Source organism: Pantoea sp. Ap-967 (genome assembly GCF_011752565.1).
GTDB lineage: Bacteria > Pseudomonadota > Gammaproteobacteria > Pseudomonadales > Pseudomonadaceae > Aquipseudomonas.
Window position 1 is genome coordinate 50,272 of record NZ_VWXK01000003.1, and the last position, 23,149, is coordinate 73,420.

At 66.4% G+C, this 23,149-nt stretch carries 14 protein-coding genes; 11 read left to right on the forward strand and 3 right to left on the reverse strand.

All coding sequences use genetic code 11. From position 1 onward, the window contains the following. Nucleotides 1-68 precede the first annotated feature (68 nt). Nucleotides 69-2,444: a phosphoenolpyruvate synthase gene (gene ppsA / locus F3J45_RS04525; protein ID WP_167058014.1), complete on the reverse strand. Its 2,376-nt coding sequence runs from the start codon at nucleotides 2,442-2,444 to the stop codon at nucleotides 69-71. Between the two features lie 190 nt (nucleotides 2,445-2,634). On the opposite strand from ppsA, the gene F3J45_RS04530 reads away from it, so the two are divergent. Continuing rightward, nucleotides 2,635-3,453 carry a pyruvate, water dikinase regulatory protein gene (locus F3J45_RS04530; protein ID WP_167058017.1) on the forward strand — a complete coding sequence of 273 codons (819 nt, stop codon included), beginning with the start codon at nucleotides 2,635-2,637 and terminating at the stop codon, nucleotides 3,451-3,453. Nucleotides 3,454-3,596: 143 nt separating this feature from the next. Here F3J45_RS04530 and F3J45_RS04535 read toward each other — a convergent pair whose 3' ends face one another. Beyond that, the gene (locus F3J45_RS04535; RefSeq protein ID WP_167058021.1) at nucleotides 3,597-8,462 is read right to left on the reverse strand and encodes an NAD-glutamate dehydrogenase; all 4,866 of its coding nucleotides are present in this window, start codon (nucleotides 8,460-8,462) and stop codon (nucleotides 3,597-3,599) included. Between the two features lie 276 nt (nucleotides 8,463-8,738). On the opposite strand from F3J45_RS04535, the gene F3J45_RS04540 reads away from it, so the two are divergent. Next, the gene (locus tag F3J45_RS04540; protein WP_167058024.1) at nucleotides 8,739-9,092 is read left to right on the forward strand and encodes a hypothetical protein; all 354 of its coding nucleotides are present in this window, start codon (nucleotides 8,739-8,741) and stop codon (nucleotides 9,090-9,092) included. 179 nt (nucleotides 9,093-9,271) lie between these two features. Here the strand turns inward: F3J45_RS04540 and F3J45_RS04545 are convergent, their stop codons facing one another. Beyond that, entirely contained in the window at nucleotides 9,272-10,474 is a 1,203-nt protein-coding gene (locus F3J45_RS04545; protein ID WP_167058027.1) for a DUF2235 domain-containing protein, read from the reverse strand. A gap of 175 nt (nucleotides 10,475-10,649) precedes the next feature. Here F3J45_RS04545 and F3J45_RS04550 point away from each other — a divergent pair, with 175 nt between their 5' ends. The 9 genes from F3J45_RS04550 (at nucleotide 10,650) to F3J45_RS04590 (ending at nucleotide 23,101) form a co-directional block, all read left to right on the forward strand. Then, nucleotides 10,650-11,609, forward strand: coding sequence for a MoxR family ATPase (locus tag F3J45_RS04550; RefSeq protein ID WP_167058030.1), 960 nt, complete (start codon nucleotides 10,650-10,652; stop codon nucleotides 11,607-11,609). 3 nt (nucleotides 11,610-11,612) lie between these two features. Continuing rightward, nucleotides 11,613-12,557: a DUF58 domain-containing protein gene (locus F3J45_RS04555; protein ID WP_167058033.1), complete on the forward strand. Its 945-nt coding sequence runs from the start codon at nucleotides 11,613-11,615 to the stop codon at nucleotides 12,555-12,557. Next, nucleotides 12,554-13,048 (forward strand): DUF4381 domain-containing protein, encoded by a 495-nt coding sequence (locus F3J45_RS04560; RefSeq protein WP_167058036.1) that lies wholly within the window; start codon nucleotides 12,554-12,556, stop codon nucleotides 13,046-13,048. The genes F3J45_RS04555 and F3J45_RS04560 overlap by 4 nt, the downstream gene beginning before the upstream one ends. Continuing rightward, entirely contained in the window at nucleotides 13,041-14,117 is a 1,077-nt protein-coding gene (locus F3J45_RS04565; protein ID WP_167058039.1) for a VWA domain-containing protein, read from the forward strand. Before F3J45_RS04560 ends, F3J45_RS04565 begins: the two co-directional genes overlap by 8 nt. Beyond that, entirely contained in the window at nucleotides 14,114-15,835 is a 1,722-nt protein-coding gene (locus tag F3J45_RS04570; RefSeq protein ID WP_167058042.1) for a tetratricopeptide repeat protein, read from the forward strand. Before F3J45_RS04565 ends, F3J45_RS04570 begins: the two co-directional genes overlap by 4 nt. Beyond that, on the forward strand, nucleotides 15,832-17,457 hold the full coding sequence (locus F3J45_RS04575) for a BatD family protein (protein WP_167058045.1): 1,626 nt from the start codon (nucleotides 15,832-15,834) through the stop codon (nucleotides 17,455-17,457). The genes F3J45_RS04570 and F3J45_RS04575 overlap by 4 nt, the downstream gene beginning before the upstream one ends. Nucleotides 17,458-17,631: 174 nt before the next feature. After that, nucleotides 17,632-18,870, forward strand: coding sequence for an exonuclease SbcCD subunit D C-terminal domain-containing protein (locus F3J45_RS04580; protein ID WP_167058048.1), 1,239 nt, complete (start codon nucleotides 17,632-17,634; stop codon nucleotides 18,868-18,870). Continuing rightward, nucleotides 18,867-22,511: an AAA family ATPase gene (locus F3J45_RS04585; protein ID WP_167058051.1), complete on the forward strand. Its 3,645-nt coding sequence runs from the start codon at nucleotides 18,867-18,869 to the stop codon at nucleotides 22,509-22,511. The genes F3J45_RS04580 and F3J45_RS04585 overlap by 4 nt, the downstream gene beginning before the upstream one ends. Next, nucleotides 22,508-23,101: a glutathione S-transferase gene (locus F3J45_RS04590; RefSeq protein WP_167058054.1), complete on the forward strand. Its 594-nt coding sequence runs from the start codon at nucleotides 22,508-22,510 to the stop codon at nucleotides 23,099-23,101. The genes F3J45_RS04585 and F3J45_RS04590 overlap by 4 nt, the downstream gene beginning before the upstream one ends. The last annotated feature ends 48 nt before the right edge of the window (nucleotides 23,102-23,149 follow it).

The window sequence follows — 23,149 nt, forward strand, 5'->3', positions numbered from 1 at the left end:
ATCACTGGAACTCGCCCTGGAAAAAACCAGGCGGGGGCGCGCCAGACGCGCCCCCGCAATTTACCGCATCAGGCCGCGCCTTGGCCTTCGGCCAGGAAGAACCAGGTTTCGAGTACCGAATCCGGGTTCAGCGACACGCTTTCGATGCCCTGCTCCATCAGCCACTTGGCAAGGTCCGGGTGGTCCGACGGGCCCTGGCCGCAGATGCCGATGTACTTGCCGGCCTTGTTGCACGCGGCAATGGCGTTGGCCAGCAGCTTTTTCACCGCAGGATTTCGCTCGTCGAACAGGTGGGCGATGATGCCCGAGTCGCGGTCCAGGCCCAGGGTCAGCTGGGTCAGGTCGTTGGAGCCGATCGAGAAGCCGTCGAAGTATTCCAGGAACTCTTCGGCGAGGATGGCGTTGGACGGCAGTTCGCACATCATGATCACGCGCAGGCCGTTGTCGCCGCGGGCCAGGCCGTTTTCGGCGAGCAGGTCGACCACTTGGCTGGCTTCGCCCAGGGTGCGCACGAACGGCACCATGATCTCGACGTTGGTCAGGCCCATTTCGTTGCGCACGCGCTTGAGTGCACGGCATTCGAGCTCGAAGCAGTCACGGAACGACTCGCTGATGTAGCGCGAGGCACCGCGGAAGCCCAGCATCGGGTTCTCTTCTTCCGGCTCGTACAGCTTGCCGCCGATCAGGTTGGCGTACTCGTTGGACTTGAAGTCCGACAGGCGCACGATGACCTTTTTCGGGTAGAAGGCCGCCGCCAGGGTGCTGATGCCCTCGACCAGCTTCTCGACATAGAAGCCAACCGGGTCGTTGTAGCCGGCGATGCGCTTGTCGACGCTGTCCTTGAGGTCGGCCGGCAGGCCTGCGTAGTTCAGCAGCGCCTTGGGGTGCACGCCGATCATGCGGTTGATGATGAACTCCAGGCGGGCCAGGCCCACGCCTTCGTTCGGCAGCTGGGCGAAGTCGAAGGCGCGGTCCGGGTTGCCGACGTTCATCATGATCTTGAACGGCAGCTCCGGCATGGCGTCCACCGAGTTCTGCTTGACGTCAAAGCCCAGCTCGCCCTCGAAGATGAAGCCGGTGTCGCCTTCGGCGCAGGACACGGTCACGCCCAGGCCGTCTTTCAATACCTGGGTGGCGTTGCCGCAGCCGACCACCGCGGGAATGCCCAGCTCACGGGCGATGATCGCCGCGTGGCAAGTGCGCCCGCCACGGTTGGTGACAATGGCGCTGGCGCGCTTCATCACCGGTTCCCAGTCCGGGTCGGTCATGTCCGACACCAGCACGTCGCCTGGCTGCACCTTGTCCATCTCGGACACGTCGTTGATCACGCGCACCTTGCCGGCGCCGATGCGCTGGCCGATGGCGCGGCCTTCGACCAGTACCTTGCCCTTTTCCTTGAGCAGGTAGCGTTCCATGACGTTGGCGCTGGCGCGGCTCTTCACGGTTTCAGGGCGCGCCTGAACGATGTACAGCTTGCCGTCGTCACCGTCCTTGGCCCACTCGATGTCCATCGGGCGCTGGTAGTGCTGCTCGATGATCATGGCCTGCTTGGCCAGCTCGTTGACTTCGTCGTCGCTCAGGCAGAAGCGTGCGCGTTCGGCGCGGTCGACTTCGACCGTCTTGACCGAGCGACCGGCCTTGGCTTCGTCGCCGTAGACCATCTTGATCGCCTTGCTGCCCAGGTTGCGGCGCAGGATGGCCGGGCGGCCAGCTTCCAGGGTTTGCTTGTGCACATAGAATTCGTCAGGGTTGACCGCACCCTGCACCACGGTTTCGCCCAAGCCGTAGGCGCCGGTGATGAACACCACGTCGCGGAAGCCCGACTCGGTGTCGAGGGTGAACATCACGCCGGCGGTGCCGGTTTCCGAACGCACCATGCGCTGCACGCCTGCGGACAGGGCCACCAGCTTGTGGTCGAAGCCCTGGTGCACGCGGTAGGCGATGGCACGGTCGTTGAACAGCGAGGCAAACACTTCCTTGGCCGCGCGGATCACGTTGTCGACGCCGCGAATGTTGAGGAAGGTTTCCTGCTGGCCGGCGAACGAGGCGTCTGGCAGGTCTTCGGCGGTGGCCGAGGAACGCACGGCCACGGCCATGTTGTCGTTGCCCTTGGACATTTCAGCGAAGGCCGTACGGATTTCCGAATCCAAGCGGGCCGGGAATTCGGCCTCCATGACCCACTGGCGAATCTGCGCGCCGGTTTTGGCCAGGGCGTTGACGTCGTCCACATCGAGGGCATCGAGGGCCGCGTGAATCTGGTCGTTCAGGCCACTCTGTTCGAGAAAATCACGGTACGCCTGAGCCGTCGTGGCAAAGCCGCCCGGCACCGACACGCCGGCACCGGCAAGGTTGCTGATCATCTCGCCCAGGGATGCGTTCTTGCCCCCCACATGCTCCACATCATGGACGCCGAGCTTATCGAGGGAAACTACGTACTCTACCAAGGTGATCTCTCCACTAACTGTATTGGAAAAGCTCAAGGGCGCCCGCCTGCCTGCTTTGACTGGGCCGGGCGCTTGTGGCCTGTACCTGGAAAATAGGTTCGCAAAATATGTCAGAATGCCGACAGCCGCATTCGGCAAACCGAACTTATCATATCCAAGAAACGTCATCAGCTTAAGGCCCATATCGCAAATGAAAAGAACCGCGTTCTTCATCTCCGATGGCACCGGCATCACTGCCGAAACCCTGGGCCAGAGCCTGCTCGCACAATTCGAGAGCATACCGTTCAACAAATTCACCCGTCCGTACATCGACACGCCCGACAAAGCGCGGACCATGGTGCAGCAGATCAACGCGGCCGCAGAGCGCGATGGCATGCGCCCGATCATCTTCGACACCATCGTCAACCAGGACATCCGCGAGATCCTGGCAACGTCGAACGGGTTCATGATCGACATCTTTTCGACGTTTTTATCCCCGCTTGAGCAAGAATTGACCGCCCATTCGTCGTATTCGGTGGGCAAGTCGCACTCGATCGGCGGCAATTCCAACTACATGGAGCGTATCGAGGCGGTGAATTTCGCCCTCGACAACGACGATGGCGCGCGCACCCATTACTACGACAAGGCCGACCTGATCCTGGTGGGCGTGTCGCGTTGCGGCAAGACCCCAACCTGCCTGTACATGGCCATGCAGTTCGGCATTCGCGCCGCCAACTACCCGCTCACCGAGGACGACATGGAGCGCCTGCAGCTGCCGGCGGTGCTGAAAAAGCACCACAACAAGCTGTTCGGCCTGACCATCGACCCCGACCGCCTGACCGCCATCCGCCACGAACGCAAGCCCAACAGCCGCTATTCGAGCTTTGCCCAGTGCGAGTTCGAGGTGCGCGAGGTGGAAAACCTGTTCCGCCGGGAGAACATTCCCAACATCAATTCCACGCATTTTTCGGTGGAAGAAATTTCCGCGAAGATTTTGGTGGAGAAAGGTGTGGAGCGCAGGTTCAAGTAATCCTGAGCGGCCCTCTTCGCGGGGCAAGCCCGCTCCTACAAGCAACCTGTAGGAGCGGGCTTGCCCCGCGAAGAGGCCGGCACAGCTGAACAAAAAAAGCCCCGGCATCACTGCCGGGGCTTTTTACTCACTGACCGCAAGGCTCAGGAAGGCACCACCGCCGCCTGCCCGCTCATGGCCAGGTCGACCAGCTCGCGGTTGGCCACCGCGTACATCGCATAGTCGGTGCCCGTGGCATTGCGCAGGTCGTCGAGCATGGCGCGCCAGCGCTCCACCATCACCCGGTGCTGCTCGGCCCACAGCGCCACGCGGGCGTCCATGTCCTCTGGCGCGTCGGCCATCTGCAGCACGGAAATGGTGATCGCCCGCTGCTGCAGGTCGATGTCGTCGCGGAACGCCTCGCGGGCCAGGGCCTGCCAGTTGTTCTCCACCGGCAGGTTGCTGATTTCCTGCAGGTACCAGGTCAGGTCCAGCGCGCTGCCCACGGCGAAGAACGCCTTGGCCACTTGCGCCGGGTCGTGCCCGGTGACGTCCGAGGCCTCGATGATCGGCAGCAGGGTGTACAGGTGGGTAGTACCCGCCACCATGCGCGCCAGCAGCTCTGGCACCCCGGCGTCGACGAAGCCCTGGTAGCGCACCATCCAGCGTTCGCGGGTCGGGCCTTCCAGCAGTTCGTCGAGCTTGAGCCCCAGCTGGGCGATTTTCGGCCCGAAGTGCGCGGCGTCGCGCCCGGCATCCTGCTCGTTGCGCCGGCTACGCAGGAACCAGCGGGTGGCGCGGCGGCCCAGGCGCATCAGCTCGTCCATCAGGGTCAGCTGAATTTCCGCCGGCACCTGGTAGTCCAGCGCCTCGATCTGGCGGAACCAGTGCGGCAAGTGGAAGATGTCACGTACGATCACATAGGCCCCGGCGACGTTGGCCGGGCTCATGCCGGTCGACTCCTTCAGGCGCTGCACGAAGGTGATGCCCATGTTGTTGACCAGGTCGTTGGCGATCTGGGTGCTGACGATTTCGCGCTTGAGGCGGTGGCGGCGCATGGCCTCGGCGAACTTGCTGACCAGCGACGGCGGGAAGGCGGTTTCCATGTCGCGGGTCAGGTAGTCGTCGTCAGGCACCTGCGACTTGAGCAACTGCTCCTTGAGGTCGATCTTGCTGTAGGAAATCAGCACCGACAGCTCGGCGCGGGTCAGGCCCTGGCCAGCCGCCAGGCGCTCGGCCAACTGCTCTTCCGACGGCAGGAACTCGATGGGCCGGTCCAGCTTGCCGCGGCCTTCAAGGTCGGCCATCAGGCGCTTGTATTCGGCAATCCGCTCGCGGGCACGGCGGGCCGCCAGCGACAGTGCCTGGGTCTGCTTGTAGTTGTTGCCCAGCACCAGGCCGGCGACTTCGTCGGTCATGCTGCCCAGCAGCTGGTTGCGCTGCTTCTCGGTCATGTCGCCGCCCTGCACCACTTCGTTGAGCAGGATCTTGATGTTGACCTCGTGGTCGGAGCAGTCCACGCCGCCGGCGTTGTCGATGAAGTCGGTGTTGGTGGCGCCGCCATTGAGGCCGAACTCGACCCGGCCGAGCTGGGTCATGCCCAGGTTGCCGCCCTCGCCCACCACCTTGCAGCGCAGTTCGTTACCGTTGACCCGCAGGGCGTCGTTGGCCTTGTCGCCAACGTCGGCATGGCTTTCGCTGCTGGCCTTGACGTAGGTGCCGATGCCGCCGTTCCACAGCAGGTCGACCGGTGCCTTGAGCAAGGCATGCAGCAGTTCGGTGGGGGTCAGGCGGTCGGCTTCGATGGCGAAGCGTTGCTGCATCTGCGGGCTGATGGCGATGCTTTTGGCACTGCGCGGGAAGATCCCGCCGCCTTCGGACATGATGCTGGTGTCGTAATCGCTCCAGGCCGAGCGCGGCAGGTCGAACAGGCGCTTGCGCTCGGCAAAGCTGGTGGCAGGGTCCGGGTTCGGGTCGATGAAGATGTGCAGGTGGTTGAACGCCGCCACCAGTTGCAGTTTGTCGGACATCAGCAGGCCGTTGCCGAACACGTCGCCGGCCATGTCGCCCACGCCGATCACAGTGATCGGGTCTTGCTGCACATTGATGCCGCGTTCGCGGAAGTGGCGCTGCACGCCCACCCAGGCGCCGCGGGCGGTAATGCCCATCTTCTTGTGGTCGTAGCCGGCCGAGCCGCCGGAGGCGAATGCATCGCCCAGCCAGAAGCCGTAGTCGATGGCGATGCCGTTGGCGATGTCGGAGAAAGTCGCGGTGCCTTTGTCGGCAGCCACCACCAGGTAGGGGTCGTCGTCATCGTGACGCACCACGTTGGCCGGCGGCACCACGCCGCCGTCCTTGAGGTTGTCGGTGATGTCGAGCAGGCCCGAGATGAAAATGCGGTAGCAGGCCACGCCCTCGGCGGCGATCTCGTCGCGGCTGCCGCCCAGCGGCAGCCGCCGTGGCAGGAAGCCGCCCTTGGCACCGACCGGCACGATCACCGAGTTCTTCACCTGCTGTGCCTTGACCAGGCCCAGCACCTCGGTGCGGTAGTCTTCCTCGCGGTCCGACCAGCGCAGGCCGCCGCGGGCAACGTTGCCAAAGCGCAGGTGCACGCCCTCGACTCGTGGCGAGTAGACGAATATCTCGAACTTGGGCACCGGCTTGGGCAGCTCGGGAATCAGCTTGGGGTTGAACTTGAAGCTGAAGTACGGCTTGTTCTGCCCGTTGCCATCGGGTTGGTAGAAGTTGGTGCGCAGGGTGGCCTTGATCAGGTCCAGGTAGCGGCGCAGGATGCGGTCCTCGTTGAGCACCTGAACATCGTCCAGGGCGGTGAGAATCGCCTGCTCCAGGCGTTGCTGCTTGTCGTCCAGGTCATCGTTGGCCAGCTTGCGCGCCAGGTAGAAGCGGGTTTTGAACAACCGGGTCAGCTCGCGGGCGATGTCGGTGTGGTTGTTCAGGGTGCTGGCGATGTAGCCAAGGTCGAAGCCCAGGCGAATCTGCTTGAGGTAGCGGGCATAGGCGCGCAGCAGCGCCACGTCGCGCCATGGCAGGCCAGCGGTGAGCACCAGGCGGTTGAAGGCGTCGTTTTCGGCGTCGCCGTTGACGATATGGACGAAGGCGTCCTGCAGGGTGTCGTTGAGCTGCTGGATGTCCAGGTCCAGCCCTTCGCTGTAGGTAAAGGCGAAGTCGTGGATCCAGAACTCGCGGCCGCTGGCATGGCGCAGGCGGTAGGGGAATTCACCGAGCACGCGCAGGCCAAGGTTTTCCAGAATCGGCAACACGTCCGACAGCGCCAGCGGGGTGTCGGCGTGGTACAGCTTGCAGTGCAGCAGGCGGTCGCCCAGGCGGGTCAGCGGCTGGTAGAAGCTCATGGCCAGGGGCTTGCTTTCCGACAGCGCCAGCACATGCTGCAGGTCGACCACCGCCGAATGCGCCGGGAAGCGCTCGCGGTAACCGGCCGGGAAGCCTTTGGGGAAGTCGCCGAGGATGTTGGTGCCCTGGGCCTCGCCGAAGTTCTCGACCACCAGTGCCGAGTAATCGTCATGCCACGAGCGGCAGGCCTGGATCACTTCGTTTTCCAGCTGCTGCGGGTCGATGTCGATGCGGTTCTTCGGGTCGACCCGCAGAATCAGTTGCACGCGCGCCAGCACGGATTCGGAGAAGAAGGTCCAGAATTCGCAGTCGCTGGCCTTCAGGCGCTCCATCAGCACCTGCTGGATCTTCTGCCGCACTTCGGTGGAGTAGATTTCCCGCGGCACGTAGGCCAGGCAGTAGCAGAAGCGGCCGTACGGGTCCTTGCGCAGGAACACGCGGATCTTGTTGCGTTCCTGAATTTGCACAATCGACATCACGGTGTTGAACAGCTCGTCGATCGGGGTCTGGAACAGGTCGTCGCGCGGCAGCACTTCGAGCACCTGGGCCAGCTCCTTGCCCAGGTGGGCTTTCGGGTCGAAGCCCGAACGGCGCTCTACTTCGGCGACCTTGACGCGGATGTACGGGATGGCATGCACGCTTTCGCCATACACCGACGAGGTGTACAGGCCCATGAAGCGGTGTTCCTTGACCACCTTGCCGGCAGCGTCCAGCTGGCGGATCGACACGTAGTCCGGGTAGGCCGGGCGGTGCACGCGGCTAGGCAGTGCGGCCTTGGCGAACGACAGCAGCAGCGGCTCGTTGAGGTAGGCCACGGCGTAGTCTTCGATGCGCAGCTCCTCGGCGCTCAGACCCACGCGCAAGCGGCGCGGCAGGCCGAGGAACGACGGCTCGTCATAGACCATCTGGCCACCGGCGGCATCGCCCTGCACGGTGAACTCTTCGTACCCAAGGAAGGTGAAGTGGTTGTCCAGCAGCCATTCGAGAAAGGCCTTGACCTCGCCCTTCTCGTGCTGGGCCGGGCCGTAGGCGGTGTTCTCCACCAGGGCGACCACCTCGCGCAGCTTGGCCTTCATCGGCTCGAAGTCGGCCACCGCCACGCGCACTTCGGCCAGCACCGCCTCGATCTCGCGGGCCAGCACGTTCAGCTCGGCAGCATTGGCGCAGCGGTCGATCTCCAGGTACATCAGCGACTCATGCTGCACGCCTTCGCCCTGGCTGCCCTTGGGCAGCAGCTCGGCCAGCTCGCCCTTGGCGCCACGGCGCACGCTGAGCACGGTGGTTTGCAGGGTATGGATGCTGTAGCCGCGGCGGTTGAGCTCGGTGCGCACCGAGTCGACCAGGAACGGCAGGTCATGGTGCAGCACCTCGACCACGGTGTGGGTCGACTGCCAGCCATTGCGTTCGTAGTCGGGGTTGTACACCCGCACCTGCGGCTGTTCGGGGTCGAAGCGCTCGATGATGCGCCAGGCAGAAAGGGTACAGCCGGCCAGGTCGGACAGCCTGCGCTGGGTGAGTTCGTCCAGAGAGATGATGCCAAAGAACTGCTCGGCGAACAGTGCCACTTGTGGCAGGGACTGTTCGCTGATGTGCTGCGCCAGGGCCGCTTGCAGTTGATGCTGGAAGTCGGCTTTGCTGGCTGCGGTGAAGAACGCCATCTGTGGTACTCCGCTTGGGCTTTGTAGTAGTTGAAGCGTCGCGTGCGTCCGCCAATTACGGATCAACGATAGTCAACACCGGGCAAGGCGGACGGCAAAAAACCAGACAGGGAACGCGACGGGCACGTTCCGGGCTCGCCGAAGCTTAACGACTGATCGGTCATTGCCGCTTGCGGTGCTGCGACAATTTCGGTCAAGGGCTGGCAACTTTACGTTTATGGATGGGTACAAGGCTGTCAGAATTCCCCTTCATTTCCACCAAGCCGAGCCGTAACCATGCAAATCAAGACCGCCGTGCTGTTCGCCACCCCTTGCGATGACGAGGAAGACAACATGGCCACCTTGTGCTGCCACAGCGACAAGGGGCAGATGTTCCTGCTGACCCGCTACCCGGACGAGGACACCGTCGACCTGACCCTGGATGACGAACCGTCGACGCTCGATGGCTTGAAGGTGACGCTCAGCGCCCAGCGCCTGCTGATCGAGGTGGCGGCCGGGGACCGCGATGCGTTGAAGGGAGACGAGGCACTGGAGATCGTGCTGACATCGGCGGGAACCGACCTGGAAGAGGTGGCGCTGACCCTGCGCAATATCCTCGATGGCACCGGCACCTTCGTCAGCGAGCTCTGACACCGAGCCCCAACCGCGCCCTTGTAGGAGCGAGCGTAGCTCGCGATGGGGCGCGCAGCGGCCCCAGGTTTCCAGCTTCGCGGCTCATGACGCTGGGGCTGCTTTGCAGCCCATCGCGAGCTACGCTCGCTCCTACCCAAAATTGTAACCACGCAATTGCAGGGCGCCTGCTGGCATTGTCAAACCGGGTTGTCGTGCACCACCCTGCCCCCCTGCGCAGGCCGGTTGACGAACAACACCTCCAGCGCGCCGCTGCGCACGCCCCTCAGCGCATTCCAATGCGCCGAGGCATGCACATACCGCTCGCGCAGCCACGCCTCTTCCTCGGCCGACAACACCCGCCCCCCAGCCAGCACATGCTCATGCAGCTGGTCGCTGATGGCCTGCAACTCGCCCGGCACCCGGTACGCCTCGTCATCGCCCATGGGCAGAAAAGGCACTCCGCCGCGCAGGCCAAGCTCACGCATGATGCTCAGGTACACCCGCGACAGGTGCCCGCTGACTTCACGCTCCCGGTACACCGCCGCATACACCTGCTTTTCCGGTGCGTCCCGGCGCGCCCAGGCATCGCCCAGCGCCACGTCCCAGGTCAGCACCCGTGCCCCTGGCTCGCCCAGTTCGGCCAGCAGCGCCTGGGCCTGGGCGTAGGCCTGGGTCTTTTCAGCTGGCACCCGCTGCGGCACGCGGCTGGAACCTGGCTTGCTCAACAGCACCTGCTCGCGGGTGGATGCCGGGTAACCGCCGCCGATGTTGGCGTGCACGCCTGGCACGACGATATCGTTGCCGCTGCGCATCAAGGCAAAATTGCGCCGTTGTTCGTCCCTGGCCACCAGTTGCACCACCTGCCGGGCAATGCCCTCGCCCAAGCCCAGGCGCAGGCTGCCGTTACGGGCGTCGGCCGGATCGAAGTCACCGCGCAGCGGCTCGACGATGGCGGCCACCGTGTCGAACAGGCCAATGAAGTTGATCGTGCAGGGGCCCTGCAATTCGCCCGGCAGGCCCTGGTTGCCACTCAAGCGGTTGGCCAGGTGCCTGGCCGCCGCCGCGCCGCGGCTGAAGCCGAACAGGTCGAATTCCACCCGCGCCGGCAACGCCCCCTGACGCAGCTGCCCGGCAACCGCGGCCAAGGCTTGCTCGACACGCGCCAGCACCCCCGTTGCCCCCTTTCCGGTGGCCATGGCATATAGCGAATCGGCAGCACCCGCCGTGGTGCCGATGCCTTCCATATACACCTTGAAGTACACCTGGCCCGCCACCGTGCCCTGCGGGTAAAGCCTGTGCAATAGCGCGATATTGCTGGGGGCCCGGGCCGGGTCAGCCTGGTTATTGCCCGTGCCGTCAAAGAAAATGCCCACCCGTACGCAATGCTCTTGCCTGTTCATCGTCACGCTCCGGTTCGCGCCAAAAGCCACCAGAAAGCGATAAACAGCAGACGCGCACCATCAGCCGACCCCACAAGCCCCACGTGCAGATTTCGACGCGGCACTACGGATAGATTAAAGTATGTCCCCCTGCCAGGCCGTTCGCGTTCTGGCGCACACCCAGGAACCGCCGCCGATGGAACACCGTGAAGCGCTGATCGCGCTGCGCACCTTTCTTTCCTCCCAGATCCTAGGCCAGGAGAAACTGGTCGAACGGCTGCTGATCGTGCTGCTCGCCGACGGCCACATGCTGGTCGAGGGTGCGCCGGGCCTGGCCAAGACCAAGGCCATCAAGGAACTGGCCGAGGGCATCGAGGCGCAGTTCCACCGCATCCAGTTCACCCCCGACCTGCTGCCCGCCGACATCACCGGCACCGAGATCTACCGCCCGGAAACCGGCAGCTTCGTGTTCCAGCAGGGGCCGATCTTCCACAACCTGGTGCTGGCCGACGAAATCAACCGCGCCCCGGCCAAGGTCCAGTCGGCATTGCTTGAGGCCATGGCCGAGCGCCAGGTCAGCGTGGGCCGCAGCACCTACGACCTGTCGCCGCTGTTCCTGGTGATGGCCACGCAGAACCCGATCGAGCAGGAAGGCACCTACCCGCTGCCCGAGGCCCAGCTCGACCGCTTCCTGATGCACGTGAAAATCGGCTTCCCGGACGCTGCCGTGGAACGGCGCATCCTCGCCCAGGCCCGCGGCGAGGCCCTGGGCGGCGAGGTGAAACCCGAGCGGCGGGTCAGCCAGCAGGCGATCTTTGCCGCGCGCAAGGAAATCCTCAACCTGTACATGGCCGATGCCGTGGAGGAATACCTGGTGCAGCTGGTCATGGCCACCCGTACCCCGGCCAAGTTCGACACCGAGCTTGCCGACTGGATCGCCTACGGCGCCAGCCCCCGAGGCTCGATCGCCCTGGACCGTTGCGCACGGGCCCACGCCTGGCTGGCCGGGCGCGACTTCGTCAGCCCCGAAGACATCCAGGCCGTGCTGTTCGACGTGCTGCGCCACCGCATCATCCTGTCGTTCGAGGCCGAAGCCGCCGGCATCGACCAGGACCGCGTGGTGCAGCGCATCCTCGACGTCGTTGCCGTCGCCTGACCCATGCCCACCGCGCACCTGGCCGAACACGGCATCCGCATCGGCCTGGCCGAACTGATCGACATGCGTCACCGCGTGCGCGAAATCCAGCTGTTTTCCCGCCCCGGCCAGCGCAGCCCGCTGGTGGGCCTGCACCACTCGAAACTGCGCGGGCGCGGGGTGGACTTCGACCAGGTGCGCGTCTACCAGGCCGGTGACGACGTGCGCAACATCGACTGGCGGGTGACCGCACGCACCCAGGAGCCGCACACCAAGCTGTTCCACGAGGAGCGCGAGCGGCCGATCTTCATTCTGGTCGAACAGAGCCAGCGGCTGTTCTTCGGCTCGGGGCTGCAGTTCAAGTCGGTGCTCGCCGCCCAGGCCGCAGCGCTGTTTGGCTGGGCGGCGCTGGGCCATAACGACCGCATCGGCGGCCTGGTGTTCGGCGACAACGAACACCACGAAATCAAGCCCCGGCGCAGCAAGCAGAGCCTGCTGCAATTGCTAAACCGCCTGGCCAAGGTGAACCAGGCGCTGCACACCGAAGCCGCGCCCCAGGCCGACAGCCTGGGCCTTGCCCTGCGCCGTGCGCGCGAAGTGCTGCGCCCCGGCAGCCTGGCCATCGTCATCTGCGACGAACGCTCGCTCAGCGCCCAGGCCGAGCAACACCTGGCCATGCTGTCGCGCCATTGCGACCTGCTGCTGATGCCGGTGTCCGACCCGCTCGACCATGCCCTGCCCGCCGCCGGCCTGCTGCGCTTCGCCCAGCGCAGCGCGCAACTGGAACTCGACACCCTCGACCCCAGCCTGCGCCAGGCCTACCGCCAACAGGCCGAGGCGCGGGTGGAGCGCTGGGAGCTGATGGCGCAGAAACTGCGCGTGCTGCTGATGCCCCTGAGCACCCAAAGCGAAATGATCGAGCAATTGCGCGAGTACCTGAATGCCCAGCGCCCGCGGAGCGCCACATGAACCCGCTGGACCAGCTGCAACCGCTGATCGCCCCTGCGCCGATCGGCCTGTGGCCGCCTGCGCCGGGCTGGTGGCTGCTGCTCGCCCTGCTGCCGCTGCTGGCCTGGGGCCTGTGGCGCCTGCGCCGCTGGCGCCCGGGCAAGCGCTTGCCGGTGCGCGCCGAGCAACCGCTGGACCCGGTACGCGCCGAAGCCCTGGCCGAACTGGCCCGGCTGCCGCGCCCCTACGACGGCGCCCCGGCCGGCGCCTGGCTGCAGCAGATCAATGCGCTGCTCAAGCGCCTGTGCCGCAACCATTACCCCGGCGCCAACAGCCACACCCTGAACGGCCGCCAGTGGCTGGCATTTCTCGACAACCGCTGCCCGGCGGCCGGCCTCACCCGCTGGATGGTGCTGGTCGAAGGTGCCTACAAACCCGAGTGCAAGCTCGACGACAAGGCCATCGCCGGGCTCAGCCAGGCGGTCGAGACCTGGATCCGCAAACATGTTTGAACTGGCCTGGCCGTGGATCTTCCTGCTGCTGCCGCTGCCGTGGCTGATGCGCTTGCTGCTGCCCGCTGCCGACAGCGGCGAGCCGGTGCTCAAGGTGGGCTTTCTCGATGAGCTCGAAAGCCTGGCCGGGCGCCGGGCGCGGCTGAACCTGCCAACCCTTCGCCAGCAGGCGCCGTTCGTGGTGGTGTGGCTGTTGCTGCTGTTGGCCGCCGCCCGCCCGCAATGGCTGGGCGACCCGGTGCCGGTGGCCGCCAGTGGCCGCGACCTGCTGGTGGCGGTGGACGTGTCCGGCTCGATGGACTTCCCCGACATGCAGTGGAAGGACGAAGACATCAGCCGCCTGGACCTGGTCAAGTCGCTGCTCGGCGATTTTCTCCAGGACCGCGAGGGCGACCGCGTTGGCCTGATCCTGTTCGGCAGCCAGGCCTACCTGCAAGCCCCGCTGACGTTCGACCGGCGTACCGTGCGCACCTTCCTCGACGAAGCGCAAATCGGCATCGCCGGCAAGAACACCGCCATCGGTGACGCCATCGGCCTTGCCGTCAAGCGCCTGCGCCTGCGCCCGGCACAGAGCCGGGTGCTGGTACTGGTGACCGACGGCGCCAACAACGGCGGGCAGATCCACCCACTGACCGCCGCCCGCCTGGCCGCCCAGGAAGGCGTGCGCATCTACACCATCGGCATCGGTTCGAACCCCGACGCCAATGGCACCCCTGGCCTGCTCGGGCTGAACCCGAGCCTGGACCTGGACGAAGCCTCGCTGCGGGAAATTGCCGACATCACCCACGGCGCCTATTTCCGCGCCCACGACGGCGCCGAGCTGAGCGCCATCGGCGATACCCTCGACCAGCTTGAACCGGTGGCCCAGCAACCGACCCAGGCGCGTACTGCCAAGGCCTTGTACGTCTGGCCGCTGGCCCTGGCCCTGCTGCTGAGCGTGCTGCTGGTGGTGGCGGTGCAATGGCCCGACCACCTGCTGCACCGGCTGCTGCGCCGGCCACGCTTCCTGCAACCCCACCCGGAGTGGCGCCAGCGCCTGAAGCGCCTGCGCCTGAGGAGGCGGCGATGATCGACCTATGGCCACAATGGCTGCGCGCGCTCTGGCTGCTGGTCCTGCCGCTGCTCGCCTGGCTGCTGTACAAGCTGTGGCACCGGCAAAAGCGTGCCGGGCGCTGGCAGATGATCCTGCCGCCGGCCTTCCACCCGGTGCTGCTCGGCGGCGGCAGCGGCAGCACCAGTAAACTGCCGTGGGTCGCCCTGGGCCTGGCCTGGCTGCTGGTGCTGCTGGCCTTGCTGGGGCCAAGCTGGCAGCGCCTTGAGGAAACCCGCCAGCGCCCGGCCGACCCGCTGGTGATCCTGCTGGAACTGACCCCGCAGATGCTCGCCGAAGACATGACGCCCAACCGCCTGGAGCAGGCCCGGCGCAAGATCCTCGACCTGCTTGAACACCGCCGCGACAGCCAGACTGCGCTGATTGTCTACGCAGGCTCGGCGCACACCCTGGTGCCGCTGTCCGACGACCTGGGCACCACGCGCAACCTGCTCGAAGCCATCGACCCGTCGATCATGCCGCAAGCCGGCCAGCGCGCCGACCTTGCAGTGCAGAAGGGCTTGGCATTGCTGGCCCAAAGCGGCCTGGGCCAGGGCCGCCTGCTGCTGGTGGGCTCGGCATTGAGCGCCGCTGAACGCCAGGGCATCACCCAGGCCCTGGGCCGCCAGGGGCCGAGCCTGCTGATGCTGGGCATCGGCAGCCGCGAGGGGGCGCCGGTGCGCCAGGCCAATGGCGAATTCCTCAAGGACGACCAGGGCGGCATCCTGGTGCCGCGCCTGGACAGCGCCAGCCTCAAGGCCTTCATCAACGGCACTGGCGGGCGCTACCGCCACGCCCGCATCGACGACCTCGACCTGCGCGGCCTGGGCCTGTTCGACACCCCGCACAGCCTGCGCGACGACAATGGCCACACCTTGCAGCTCGACAGCTGGGCCGACCAGGGTTACTGGCTGCTGATTCCCCTGCTGTTGCTGGCCGCCTGCGCCGGGCGCCGTGGCTGGCTGTTCTGCCTGCCGCTGCTGCTGGCCCTGCCGCAGCCAAGCCAGGCCCTGGAGTTCAACGACCTGTGGCTGCGCCCCGACCAACAGGGCCAGCGCCTGCTGCAACAGAACCACCCGGCGCAGGCTGCCGAACACTTCCAGAACCCCCTGTGGCGGGGCATGGCGCTGTACCAGGCCGGCGACTATGCCGGTGCCGCCCAAGCCTTCGCCCAAGGCAACAGCGCCGCCGCCCACTACAATCGAGGCAATGCCCTGGCCCGCGGCGGCGAGCTGGAAGCCGCCCTGGACGCCTACGAACAGGCCCTGGAACGCCAGCCCGACCTGCAGCCGGCACTGGCCAACCAGGCGCTGGTGCAACAGTTGCTGCAACAACGCCAGGCCCAGGCCGAGGAGCAACCTGCCAACCCCGATGCCCAGGGCACGCCCGGCAGCGAAACGGAAGGCAACAGCAGCTCGGCCAGCAGCCCTGCCCAAGGCTCGCCCGGCAATGAACAACAGGCCAGCGCCGAACAACCCGGCGAAGGCAGCGGCAACAGCCAGGCCGGGCCCGGCAACCAAGGCAGTGACGACGACAGCATTACCCAGCCGCCGCAGCGCCCGGTGTCGACCAGCCTCGATGCCGAACAGCGCCAGGCCCTGGAACAATGGCTGCGGGAGATCCCCGACAACCCGGCGGAGCTGCTGCGGCGCAAATTCTGGTATGAACAGCAATTGCATCAGGAAAAAACACGATGAGTCGCTTCGGCGTCTTTCTTCTCAGCCTGCTCTGGGCCGCCATGGCCCAGGCCGTACCGGCGCTGCAAGCCAGCGTCGACCGCACCCGCGTGCAAGCCGGCGAAACCCTTGAACTGACCCTCGAAAGCCAGGACGTGACCCAGTTCGGCAAGCCCGACCTGCGTGCCCTGGAGCCTGATTTCGAGGTGCGCGGCACGCGCCAGTTGAACAGCCTGCACACCCTGGACGGGGAAACCCGCGCCAGCACCCGCTGGATCATCACCCTGCTGCCACGGCGCAGTGGCAGCCTGCAGATCCCCGAGCTGCAACTGGGCCAGTCGCGCAGCCAGGCCATCGACCTGCAGGTGCTGCAGGCCGATGCCAGCCGCCCGGACAGCGCGTCTCAGGTGTTCGTCGAAGCCACCCTGGACAACACCGAGGTGTACGTCCAGGCCCAGGCGGTGCTGACCCTGCGCATCTACCATTCGGTGTCGCTGTACGACGACAGCAGCCTCAGCCCCCTGCAGCTGGAGAACGCCAAGGTCGAACCGCTGGGTGAGTCGCGCACCTATGAAAAGGAAATCAACGGTGTACGCCACGGCGTGATCGAAACTCGCTACGCGCTGTACCCGCAGCAAAGCGGCAGCCTGGACATACCACCACTGACCTTCACCGCCACCGCCGCCGCCGACCCCCAGCAAGGCGCGGGCACGCCGCGGGCCGGGCGCCAGGTGCAGGTCAGTTCACTGCCCCTGCACCTGACCGTGCGGGCGATCCCGGCGGCCTGGCCGGCCGGTGTGCCCTGGCTGCCAGCGCGCAGCCTGAACCTGGAAGAACACTGGAGCCCCGACCCCGCCAGCCAGCAGCCACAAATCGGCGATTCGCTGACCCGCAGCATCACCCTGCGTGCCGAGGGCCTGTCGAGCACCCAGCTGCCGCAACTGCCGGCCACCGAAATCGTCGGCCTGCGCCGCTACCCGGACCAACCGGTGCTGCGCAATGAAATCAACGAACGCGGCATGACCGCCAACCGCGAAGAGCGCGAGGCGCTGGTGCCGACCCACAGCGGCGAGCTGGCCCTGCCGGCGCTGGAAATCACCTGGTGGAACACCCGCGAGGATCACCTGGAGCACAGCAGCCTGCCGGCGCGCACCCTGAACGTGGAAGACAACCCGGCCCTGAGCGCGGACACGCCGGTGGGCGACAGCAGCGCTGGCAACCCGCTGCTGTGGCCATGGCAGCTGGCAACGATGGTGTTCGCCCTGACCACGCTGCTTGGGTTCGCCCTGTGGTGGCGCGCCCGCTCGCAACCGGCGGTGCTGCGCGCCGCACAGAACGGCCCAAGCCCACGCACGCTGCTGGACGACCTCAAGCGCGCGTGTTTGGCCAACGACCCCCAGGCCACCCGCCAGGCGCTGGACGCCTGGGCCCGGCAGCAGCCGGAAACCCTGGCTGAGATGGCGGCGCGTTTCGTGCCGTTGTCGGATGCCCTGGATGGGCTGAACGGGGCGTTGTACAGCGAGAGCGGGCAGTATTGGCAAGGTGAGGACCTGTGGCGGGCGATCGGCACCATTCCACCGGCCGAGCAGGTGTTGTTGCCGGCCGGGGAAAGCGGGAGCTTGCCGCCGCTGTATCCGAAATGATGCATTGAGCGTACCGGCCTCTTCGCGGGCAAGCCCGCTCCCACAGGCCACGGGAAATGGTATCCCTGTGGGAGCGGGCTTGCCCGCGAAGAGGCCGGTACAGGCCAACCTGCACTTGCGTTACCATACCGCCCCAACCCCAAAGCCCCCCAGCTCCCTTCCAACAGGTCATCCATGCGTCTGTTTCACACCTCCGACTGGCACCTGGGCCAAAGCCTGCACGGCCAGGAACGCGACTTCGAACACGCCTGCTTCCTCGACTGGCTGCTCGGCCAGCTGCAGCTGCGCCAGCCAGACGCGCTGCTGATCGCCGGGGATATATTCGACACGGTGAACCCACCGGTCAAAGCCCAGGAACGGCTCTACGACTTCATCGTCCAGGCCCATGAGCAACAGCCGAAACTGGACATCGTGATGATCGCCGGCAACCACGATTCCGGCTCGCGCATCGAGCTGCCCGCCGCGCTGATGCGCCGCCTGCGCACCCATGCCCTGGGCCGCGTGCACTGGCTCGACGAAGGCCAGCTGGACACCGAACGCCTGCTGATCCCGCTGACCAATGGCCGTGGCAAGGTCGCCGCCTGGTGCCTCGCCCTGCCCTTCCTGCGCCCGGCCGAAGTCACCGGCCCGCAACTGGGCGAGGACTACCTGCAAGGCATCACCCAGGTGCACCAGCAGCTGATCGCCGCCGCCCAGAAAAAGCGCAAGCAGGGCCAGGCACTGGTCGCCATCAGCCACGCGCACATGGCCGGTGGCGCAGTGTCGGAAGACTCCGAACGCAGCCTGATCATCGGCAACGCCGAGGCGCTGCCGGCCAAGCTGTTCGACAAGGCCATCAGCTACGTCGCCCTCGGCCACCTGCACAAGCCGCAGAAGGTCAACCGCGAAACCCGCATCCGCTACAGCGGCTCGCCAATTCCGTTGTCGTTCGCCGAAATCAACTACCCGCACCAGGTGCTGGAGGTCGAGCTCGATGGCACCGAGCTGGTCAGCGTCGAGCCGCGCCCCATCCCCCGTGCGGTCGCCCTGCAGCGGGTCGGCCCGGCGCCGTTGGGCGAGCTGCTTGAGCAGCTGGCCGAGCTGCCGGTGGTCGACCTGCTGGAAGACCCCAACCGCCAGCCGTGGCTGGAAGTGCGCGTACGCCTGGACGAACCACAGCCCGACCTGCGCCAGCAGGTTGAAAACGCCCTGCATGGCAAAGCGGTGCGGCTGATCCGCATCAGCGCCGAGTACGCAGGCGCCGGCAGCGCCGAGGATGACGACATGGCCTTCGTCGAACTGGCCCAGATGACGCCCCATGACTTGTTCGGCCGTGCCTGGGAACAAGCCTACGGCAGCCCCGTGGACGAGCAGACCCTGGCCGACTTCGCCCAGCTGCTGCAAGACGTGCAGCAAGAAGAGGAACAGCCATGAAGATTCTCGCCATCCGCCTGAAGAACCTGGCATCCCTGGCAGGGCCTGTGGACATCGACTTCACCGCCGAACCCCTGGCCAGCGCCGGCCTGTTCGCCATCACCGGGCCGACTGGCGCCGGCAAAAGCACCCTGCTCGACGCCCTGTGCCTGGCCCTGTTCGGCACCGTGCCGCGGCTCAACGACATCGGCCGCGAGGCCAAGGTGCCCGACGCCGACGGTGAAATTCCCACCTCCGACCCGCGCAACCTGCTGCGCCGCGGCACCGGCAGTGGCTTTGCAGAAGTCGACTTCGTGGGCATCGACGGCCACCGCTACCGCGCCCGCTGGGAAGCCAACCGCGCCCGCGACAAAGCCAACGGCAAGCTCCAGCACAGCCGCCAGAGCCTGTACGACCTGGACAGCGAGCAGGTACTGGGCAGCGGCAAGAACGAATACAAGCAATTGATCGAGGCCCGCCTGGGCCTGAACTTCGAGCAGTTCACTCGCGCGGTCATGCTGGCGCAAAGCGAATTCGGCGCATTCCTCAAGGCCGACGACAAAGACCGCAGCGAGCTGCTGGAAAAGCTCACCAACACCGCCATCTACACCCGCCTCGGCCAGCGCGCCTTCAGCAAGGCACGGGAAACCGGCGAGGCGCACAAAGCCCTCAACGACCGCGCCAGCCACTTGCTGCCAATGGCCAGTGAAGCCCGCGCCGAGCTGGACCAACAACTGGAGCAGGCGCTGCAGCAGCTCAAGGCCGACCAGGCCGGCGAGCGGCAACTGGAGCAGCAACGCATCTGGCTTGAGGAGCAGCGCCAGCTGCACGCCCAGCACAGCGCCGCCAGCACCGCCCTGCAGGCCGCCGAAGACGGCTGGCAGCAACTGGCCGAACAGCGCCTGGACCTGCAGCGCCTGGAACGCCTGGCCCCCCAGCGCCACCAGTTCCACCGCCAGCAAATGCTCGCGGCGCAATTGGCAACGCTGGGCGCGCAGATCGCCGAGCAACAGCACCGGCAAAGTGAACTGCAGGGTGCCACCGGCGAACTTGAGCAGGCCCAGGCGGCCGCCTGCGACGCCTTGGCCCAGCAACAGGCCCAGCACGGCGAAAACGCCCCGCGCCTGCGCCAGGCGTTCGCCGGCCAAGACACCCTCACCCGCCTGGATGAAGCACTCACCGCGCAAACCACTGCCGCCCAGCAGGCCGAGCAGCACGTGGGCGAAGGCCAGCAACACCTGCAGCAGCTGGAAGAAAACCAGCAGCGCAGCCAGCAACAACTGGCCCTGATCGACACCGCCCTGGCCGACAGCGAGCACCTGGCAGGGCTGGCCAGCGCCTGGCAGGCCTACCTGCCTCAGCTCAAGCAAGTGATGCTGATTGGCGGGCGCCTGGCCAAGGGCCGTGAGGAACTGCCGGGCCTGCAGGCCCAGGCCAGCCAGGCCAATGCCCAGCTGCAGGGCCAGCGCGAGCACTACGAGCTGCTGTTCCGCGAAGCCAAGGCCGAGCCCCAGGCCCTGGCTGAACAAATCGACCTGCTCGGCGGCATGTTGCAAGACAACCGCAAACAGCAACGCGCCGTCGAGGAGCTGTCGCGCCTGCACGGCCGCGAACTGGACGTGCGCCAGCAGCTCGACAGCCTGCGTGGCCGCCAGCAGCAGGCCATGCAGCAACGCCAGCACCTGATCGGCGAAGGCACCGCCGCCAAGGCCGAGCTTGAGGCCGCCGAGCAAGCGCTCAACATCACCCGCCAGTTGCTCGAACGCCAGCGCATGGCCCGCAACACCAGCGTCGAGGAACTGCGTGGCCAGCTGCGCGAGGGCGAGCCTTGCCCGGTGTGCGGCAGCGCCGAACACCCGTTCCACCAACCCGAAGCGTTGCTGCAAAGCCTCGGCCGCCACGACCAGGCCGAAGAGGACGCGGCGCAGAAGCAGGTCGAAACCCTCAACGGCAAGCTGGTCGAGCTGCGCACCCAGCTGGGTGTGGTCAATGCCCAGCTCAAGGATTACCAGCAGCAGCAACAGCAACTGGGTGAGCAGCTGCAGCCGCTGGTGGCCCAGGTGCAGGCCCACAGCCTGTGGCCGGCGCTCGCGCCCCAGGACGACAAGGCCCGCAGCGCCTGGCTCGACAGCCAGCTACGGCGCCTGGACGAAGAAATTGGCAAGGACGAGAAGCGCCAGAGCGCCCTGCTCGCCCTGCAAAAGGATGCCGCCCGCCTCAACCAGCAACTGCAGGCTGCCGAGCAGGCCCAGCAGCAGGCCCAGCGCAACCTGGACCATCAACACCAAGCCTTGGCCAGCGACGAGCAACAACTGCAGCAAGGCCTGAGTGACCTGGCCAGCGTGCTGCCGGACGATGTGCTCAAAGCCCTGGGCGACGACCCGGCCCATGCATTCCTGGCCCTCGACCAGCAGATCGCCCAACGCCTGCAGCAGCTGGAGCAACGCAAGGACGAACAGGACGAACAGCAGGCCCGACAAGGCCAGCTGGACAAACTGCGCGACCAGCAACAGGCACGGCTGCAGGCCCTGGAGCAGGCGCGCCAGCAGCTTGCCAGCGTCGACACCCAGCGCCAGCAGGCCCAGGCCGCCCTGGCCGAACTGCTTGGCGAGCATGCCAGCGCCGAGGCCTGGCAGCAGCACCTGGACACGCAACTGGAACAGGCCCGCGCCCTCGACGCCGACACCGCCCAGCGCCTGCAAGCCCTGCACACCCAGGGCGTGCAACTGGCCACCGAACTCAAGGCCAGCGGCCAGCAACAGCAGGCCCTGGCGCTTGAATGCCAGCAGTTGCAAGGCGACATCGCCCAATGGCGCGCCGCGCACCCGGAACTGGACGACGCAGGCCTCGACCGCCTGCTGGCCATGGACGACGCCCAGCTGGGCGAGCTGCGCCAGCGCCTGGAAAGTGCGCAGAAAGCCATCGAACAAGGCCGCGTGCTGTTCCAGGAGCGCGAGCAGCGCCTGCAGCAACATGCCGCACTGATGAGCGTGGAAAGCTCGGTCGAAGACCTCGAACAAGCCCTGGCGGCGCTGCGCGAAGGCCTGGCAGGCCACGAACAGCACTGCGCGGAGCTGCGTGCGCAGCAGGCCGACGACCAGCGCCGCCAGCAGGCCAGTGCTGCCCTGGCCGGGGAAATCGAACAGGCCTACCAGCAGTGGCAACGCTGGGCGCGCTTGAATGCCCTGATCGGCTCGGCCTCAGGCGACGTGTTCCGCAAGATCGCCCAGGGCTACAACCTCGACCTGCTGCTGCACCACGCCAACGCCCAGTTGCGCCAGCTGGCCCGGCGCTACCGCCTCAAGCGCGGTGGCAGCGCCCTGGGCCTGCTGGTGCTGGACACGGAAATGGGCGATGAGCTGCGCTCGGTGCACTCGCTGTCCGGTGGCGAGACGTTCCTGGTGTCGCTGGCCCTGGCCCTGGGCCTGGCCTCGATGGCGTCGAGCACGTTGCGCATCGAGTCGCTGTTCATCGACGAAGGCTTCGGCAGCCTCGACCCTGAATCGCTGCAACTGGCCATGGACGCGCTCGACGGCCTGCAGGCCCAGGGGCGCAAGGTGGCGGTGATTTCCCACGTGCAGGAAATGCACGAGCGCATTCCGGTGCAGATCCAGGTACGGCGCCAGGGCAATGGCCTGAGTGATGTGGAGGTGTGCGGGTGATCCTCTACTCGTTCCGCCGCTGCCCCTGGGCCATGCGCGCGCGCCTGGCGCTGCGCTATGCCGGCTGTGCGGTGGACATCGTCGAGGTGGCGATGAAGAACAAGCCGCCGGCGTTGCTGGCGCTGTCGCCCAAGGGCACGGTGCCGGTGCTCGACACCGGTGCCGGGGTACTGGAGGAGAGCCTGGACATCATGCGCTGGGCGCTTGAGCAGCACGACCCGCAAGACTGGCGCCTGCAGGCCGACCCGCTGGCGGCGCAGCACGCCGAGGCGCTGATTGCCCGCAACGACAGCACGTTCAAGGCGCAGGTGAACCTGTACAAGTATGCCGAGCGCTACCCCGAGCATTCACGCGAGCACTACCGCCAGCAGGCCGAGGCCTGGCTGGCGGAGCTTGAGACGTTGCTTGAAGGCCGGGCGTTCCTGCTGGCCGAACAGGCGAGCCTGGCCGATGCCGCGCTGTTGCCCCTGATGCGCCAGTTTGCCGGGGTCGAACCGCAGTGGTTCGCCGAGGCGGCTTATCCGCGGGTGCGGAGCTGGCTGGAGGGGTGGCTGGCGTCGGACCTGTTCAAGTCGGTCATGGCACGTTAGACACCTGTCTCAAGCATTTCATGGCCCCTGTAGGAGCGAGCCTTGCTC

What these genes read in the sequence shown, in the direction of transcription:
- F3J45_RS04530 (WP_167058017.1), top strand. Translation starts at nt 2,635, where the DNA reads ATGAAAAGAACCGCGTTCTTCATCTCCGATGGCACCGGCATCACTGCC.
- F3J45_RS04535 (WP_167058021.1), bottom strand. Translation starts at nt 8,462, where the DNA reads ATGGCGTTCTTCACCGCAGCCAGCAAAGCCGACTTCCAGCATCAACTG.
- F3J45_RS04540 (WP_167058024.1), top strand. Translation starts at nt 8,739, where the DNA reads ATGCAAATCAAGACCGCCGTGCTGTTCGCCACCCCTTGCGATGACGAG.
- F3J45_RS04545 (WP_167058027.1), bottom strand. Translation starts at nt 10,474, where the DNA reads ATGAACAGGCAAGAGCATTGCGTACGGGTGGGCATTTTCTTTGACGGC.
- F3J45_RS04550 (WP_167058030.1), top strand. Translation starts at nt 10,650, where the DNA reads ATGGAACACCGTGAAGCGCTGATCGCGCTGCGCACCTTTCTTTCCTCC.
- F3J45_RS04555 (WP_167058033.1), top strand. Translation starts at nt 11,613, where the DNA reads ATGCCCACCGCGCACCTGGCCGAACACGGCATCCGCATCGGCCTGGCC.
- F3J45_RS04560 (WP_167058036.1), top strand. Translation starts at nt 12,554, where the DNA reads ATGAACCCGCTGGACCAGCTGCAACCGCTGATCGCCCCTGCGCCGATC.
- F3J45_RS04565 (WP_167058039.1), top strand. Translation starts at nt 13,041, where the DNA reads ATGTTTGAACTGGCCTGGCCGTGGATCTTCCTGCTGCTGCCGCTGCCG.
- F3J45_RS04570 (WP_167058042.1), top strand. Translation starts at nt 14,114, where the DNA reads ATGATCGACCTATGGCCACAATGGCTGCGCGCGCTCTGGCTGCTGGTC.
- F3J45_RS04575 (WP_167058045.1), top strand. Translation starts at nt 15,832, where the DNA reads ATGAGTCGCTTCGGCGTCTTTCTTCTCAGCCTGCTCTGGGCCGCCATG.
- F3J45_RS04580 (WP_167058048.1), top strand. Translation starts at nt 17,632, where the DNA reads ATGCGTCTGTTTCACACCTCCGACTGGCACCTGGGCCAAAGCCTGCAC.
- F3J45_RS04585 (WP_167058051.1), top strand. Translation starts at nt 18,867, where the DNA reads ATGAAGATTCTCGCCATCCGCCTGAAGAACCTGGCATCCCTGGCAGGG.